This is a genomic window from Microcystis sp. LEGE 08355 (assembly GCF_015207185.1).
Taxonomy (GTDB): domain Bacteria; phylum Cyanobacteriota; class Cyanobacteriia; order Cyanobacteriales; family Microcystaceae; genus Microcystis; species Microcystis panniformis.
This window is the reverse complement of record NZ_JADEXI010000407.1, coordinates 1-4,249: the sequence shown is the minus strand read 5'-3', so window position 1 is coordinate 4,249 and position 4,249 is coordinate 1. Positions and strand designations below refer to the sequence as shown.

Annotated in this window: 6 protein-coding genes and 1 pseudogene; 4 read left to right on the top strand and 3 right to left on the bottom strand. The window is 47.6% G+C overall.

Annotated elements, in window-relative coordinates:
- Positions 1–123: 123 nt before the first annotated feature.
- Together IQ242_RS27235 and IQ242_RS18005 are read left to right on the top strand one after the other, a co-directional pair.
- Positions 124–216: pseudogene (locus IQ242_RS27235) on the top strand (prevent-host-death protein); the annotation flags it as partial.
- On the top strand, positions 206–529 hold the full coding sequence (locus IQ242_RS18005) for a Txe/YoeB family addiction module toxin (protein WP_193960916.1): 324 nt from the start codon (positions 206–208) through the stop codon (positions 527–529). The pseudogene IQ242_RS27235 and the gene IQ242_RS18005, both read left to right, overlap by 11 nt.
- 189 nt (positions 530–718) lie before the next feature.
- On the opposite strand, the gene IQ242_RS18000 is transcribed toward IQ242_RS18005, so the two are convergent.
- The 3 genes from IQ242_RS18000 to trxA form a co-directional block, all read right to left on the bottom strand.
- Positions 719–1,336, bottom strand: coding sequence for a CP12 domain-containing protein (locus IQ242_RS18000; protein ID WP_002790229.1), 618 nt, complete (start codon positions 1,334–1,336; stop codon positions 719–721).
- 51 nt (positions 1,337–1,387) lie between these two features.
- A complete protein-coding gene (locus IQ242_RS17995; RefSeq protein ID WP_002751596.1) occupies positions 1,388–1,714 on the bottom strand; it encodes a hypothetical protein in 327 nt (108 codons plus the stop codon).
- A gap of 80 nt (positions 1,715–1,794) precedes the next feature.
- Complete coding sequence (gene trxA / locus IQ242_RS17990) at positions 1,795–2,118, bottom strand: thioredoxin (RefSeq protein WP_193960915.1); 324 nt, start codon at positions 2,116–2,118, stop codon at positions 1,795–1,797.
- Positions 2,119–2,392: 274 nt separating this feature from the next.
- Between trxA and IQ242_RS17980 the strand changes: the two genes are divergently transcribed.
- Entirely contained in the window at positions 2,393–2,833 is a 441-nt protein-coding gene (locus tag IQ242_RS17980; RefSeq protein WP_193960913.1) for a recombinase family protein, read from the top strand.
- A 238-nt stretch (positions 2,834–3,071) separates the two neighbouring features.
- Positions 3,072–4,244 carry a CBS domain-containing protein gene (locus tag IQ242_RS17975; protein ID WP_193960912.1) on the top strand — a complete coding sequence of 391 codons (1,173 nt, stop codon included), beginning with the start codon at positions 3,072–3,074 and terminating at the stop codon, positions 4,242–4,244.
- Positions 4,245–4,249 lie beyond the last annotated feature (5 nt).

The window sequence follows — 4,249 nt, the reverse complement described above, 5'->3', positions numbered from 1 at the left end:
ACTGCAACAAAAAGCGTTAGATTTATTGGGAGTTTCTCTGATTTGTACCCAGTAACGGGGTGCTGGTAATTTTCTTAATCCCTTCTACAGCACGGGTTATGGCTTTTTGTCAACGGGGAAGTCCAGTTATTTCGCTCTTTAGAATGGGCCCAGACAGAAGATGCAACTCCTCAAACATTAGCTGAATTGAAAGGGGAGTTAGGAATTGACTCCTAAAAGAGAAAATAAGCCAGATAAACCTAAAAACAATCCTATTCATGGTTATTTGCCCGTTTTTAGTCCTGATTTCAAAGCAGATTTAGCTTGGTGGTATCGGAACGAACCGAAAAAAGGCGATAAAATCTTAGACTTGGTGGCAGATATTTTGGATGGGAATCCGTTGACAGGATTGGGTAAACCCGAACCTCTTAAGTATATTGCTGCCGACCCTTGGTCACGACGAATTGATTTAGAGCATCGTTTAGTTTATAAAGTCACAGGAAATAAGGTTTATTTTTTACAAGCTCGCTATCATTATCAATCAGGCTAAACTCAGACAAACCCATTAAGAACTGTTACAGGAGAAAGGGGACAAAGAACTTAGTGAGTCCCCCCTCGCAGCCAGGTGAAGCAACAGCCCAACCCATGACAGAAGGAGGACAGTGAAACAGTACACACTAAACTAAGCAAAGCTGTAGCCTATGTTACAATTTAATAAATCTTTACATTTCTCTAGGATTTAATCGTCATAAATGCGGCACTCTAAGGCATCGGGATTGGCTTCGCAGTAAGCCTGAAATGAGTTACTCCCCTGTTTTTTGACCCGTTGATGGGAGGCTTCCGCCTGGAGTTCCTCCACCACATCCCAGGCTGCGGCGCAATCGGGAGAGGTTTCACCCTTGGCCGCACAAATTGCCCGCGCGTCTTCGCGAGCCGCTTCAATTTCATCTTCAATGAACAACCGCTTCGGCTTTTCGACAAAATCGCTCTTGAAGAGAATATCACTCACAGAAATAATGCCCAGCAAAGTTTTACCCTGAATCACTGGGGCGCGGCGAATGCGGGTTTGAGCAAATAACCGAGCCACATATTCCACCCCCAGTTCGGGATTGACAACCACACAGGGCTTGGCCATAATTTCATAGACCCGCATAGTTTTAGGATCGTGGCCAAAGGCCGCCACTTTGTAAACGATGTCGGTTTCGGTGACAATTCCATAAGGATCCTGTTCATGGCGCGGTTCGACAATCAATCCCCGCAGTTTTTTTTCTTTCATCAATTTCACGGCATCGGCAACCGTTGCCGAACCACGAATGGTGACAACGTTTTGAGTCATAATTTCTTGAGCTTGTAGCATATATGGTTTGGTTTGGTTAAATGAGAGGACCGGTATAAACGCAAAAGTTGACTAGGGTTGCCCCGATAGCAATTTCCTAGACTCTTGTGGGCTGAGGGCCACTTTGAACACAGATGACAAAGACCAATGGGCGATCGCTGGTTGGGGCTGGGGCGGCATGGCCGCCGCTGTGTTCCCCTGAATGCCTGGAGCATAGGCCTCCAGCACAGCACCGTTTTGCCAACACATGGCGATGAAATAATCACACACTGGGCATTCCGTCTGAGCAACTTGCCGGGCCGGACACTTGTATCCTGCGGGTAGGCGATCGCTCAAGAGCCTTTGAGCTACGCTGCCACAGTTGGGACACCGAATTTCTATAAGCTTGTTCATCGCCATACCTCAAAATTAAATAGTGGTGTGAGAAGGAAAGAGTCAACGTCGGACGTTTGCCCAGAGTGTTTGTTCAAGGTGGAAGACTATAATTGTCGTTCTACCGCAGCCGTAAATTCTTCATAGGGTTTAACCCCAACTAATGTTTCTATCAATTTCCCCTGTTTAAATACCATGACCGCCGGAATACTTCTAATCCCAAAACGTTTGGCCACGGGTTTGTTACTGTCTAGGTCAAGTTTGAAGACTTTGGCTCGATCGCGATAGTCATCGGCCAATTGATCGATCAACGGTGCCACCAGTTTGCAAGGTCCACACCAGGTGGCCGTGCAATCTACCACCAACAGGGATTCACTCTTTAAGAGAGAATCAAATTCAGTTTCATCTTGAATAAATGTAGCCGTACCCATGTTTATATCTCCAAATTGATGCTGTGTAACTTAGGACAAATTCTCTGCTCGCTGCGTTTTACAAGATAAATTCAGCCTTGAACCGCTCCTCCTCTAAAAATGCTTGGCTTTTGACCCTTTAACTTTGTCCGCCTCCCGGGGGTATCGTCTATAGTTTGGTTGTCCCAGACATCGATGGTGACATCTAGTCCCTGCTCATGCAGGGGTTTTACTTTGTAAGTCGTCATCGGCTGCCCCCAATCAAAACAAATTTGCGACGTTAAGTTGCGATAATATGGTTTTGCAAGTTATTGCATTTAGATACCCTATGACAGCGACCCCTTCCAACGATTTATCTGCCTGGGAGCGGCTAGAACAAGGCAGACAAGCAAAAGCAAGCAACGGTGGTTATGCGGGCTACGGCTCCCCTGCCTTTGGACAACGATCGATCGACGGGGAATTAGTGGATGATCCGGAAGAGTGCCGGGTCATTGAACTGATTCGCCGTCATCACAAATCAGGGAAATCCTTGCAGAAGATCGCCGATTGGCTTAATGAACAGGGCTACACCACCAAACGTGGTCAACCATGGCAGCGTATTTCCGTAAAGCGAGTGCTGGATCGACTTTATGGAAAGGTGTCCAGAATTTCTGGAGTAACCCTTCAGGCCGACCAGAACCCAGAAGTGCTCACCCCAGCGTCTGGTGATGCCGCCCCTAAAACCATTAGAGGCTGAATAAGCCCTAAATAAAAAGTTTCAGGGTTTAACCTGTTACATCCCTCTATGATACACCGAAGTGGGTCTAAAATCTTTACGAGTTTAATAAAAATTGTAATAAAACGTTACATCTTTTAGGAAAAAGTTAAATGACGCTACATTTTGGGATAATTTTAGAACCGGTTTTGGCAACTCTGAGAGTCTGGGTTCTTTGCCCAGTGGCTGTTCTGTCTATCTTGGCCTTTGCGATTGCAGGATGGCGCTGATGTCCCTCGATACACCTCTGAGTTGGGCCCCCGATCTGGAAAAAGCGATCAATCGCCAGCCCTTGACGGTGCCGCCAACCACTTCTCTGGCAGATGCGATCGCCATGATCGGCCAGGCCCATAGTCGTCTGTGTTTACTCACCGATGACCTATCCCCTCTAGCTGCTCCGGCCGGAGAGGTGCGTGTTAGCTGTCTGCTGGTGGTGCAAGGACAAGAGTTATTAGGAATATTGACAGAACGGGATGTGGTGCGACTCACCGCCCAAGGAATTAACCTGACCGAGACAACCGTTGCCGATGTGATGGTGCATCCCCTGATCACGTTGCCCCAGCAATCTGCTCAAGACATTTTTGCTGCCCTGTTTTTGTTTCGGCGCTACCGCATTCGCCATTTGCCGATTGTGGATGACCAAGGACAGTTAGTCGGGGTGATATCCCATGAAAGTATTCGCCAGATATTGCGTCCGGCCAATCTGTTGCGATTTCGTCGCGTATCGGATGTGATGACCAGTCAAGTGGTACAGGCCCCACTCACCGCCACAGTCCTGCAATTGGCCAAGTTAATGGCTGAACATCGTGTCAGTTGTGTGGTGATCACCCAGAGAAATTCCGAAGATAATGACTACCCCGTTGGTATTGTGACAGAGCGAGATCTTGTCCAGTTTCAAGCAGTTCAAATCGATCTGCACAAAACCAGGGCCCAGACGGTGATGAGTACGCCGTTATTTCTCCTCAGTCCCGAGGATTCCCTGTGGACGGCCCATCAGGAAATGCAAAAACGGCGGGTGGGGCGTTTGGTGGTTTCTTGGAACTGGGGTCGCGGGTTGGGTATTGTCACACAAACCAGTCTGTTAAGGGTTTTTGACCCGATGGAAATGTATGGGGTGATTGAAAATTTACAGCAAACCATTCAACAGCTAGAGTCCGAGCGATCGCCCGCCCTTCCTTCCCCACCAGCGGACTTATTACTTCAACCAACTTGTGACCCATCAGAAAAAGAGATTGCTGGCGATCGCGAATTATTACTAGCCTTGCTGGACAATGCCTACAAAGACGTAAAGTATATGTTGGCTAACTTAGATATTGTCGTCGAGCAGCGGCGATCTTTGCTTCAATCTGTTCTCGATAAGCTTGAGTACCTCGGTCGTGAAATTAGCTCTTAGTAAGC

Bases quoted from the DNA above. Each gene is read 5' to 3' on its own strand.
- IQ242_RS17975 (WP_193960912.1), top strand. From the start codon at position 3,072: ATGGCGCTGATGTCCCTCGATACACCTCTGAGTTGGGCCCCCGATCTG.
- trxA (WP_193960915.1), bottom strand. From the start codon at position 2,118: ATGGGTACGGCTACATTTATTCAAGATGAAACTGAATTTGATTCTCTC.
- IQ242_RS18000 (WP_002790229.1), bottom strand. From the start codon at position 1,336: ATGCTACAAGCTCAAGAAATTATGACTCAAAACGTTGTCACCATTCGT.
- IQ242_RS17995 (WP_002751596.1), bottom strand. From the start codon at position 1,714: ATGGCGATGAACAAGCTTATAGAAATTCGGTGTCCCAACTGTGGCAGC.
- IQ242_RS17980 (WP_193960913.1), top strand. From the start codon at position 2,393: ATGGTTTTGCAAGTTATTGCATTTAGATACCCTATGACAGCGACCCCT.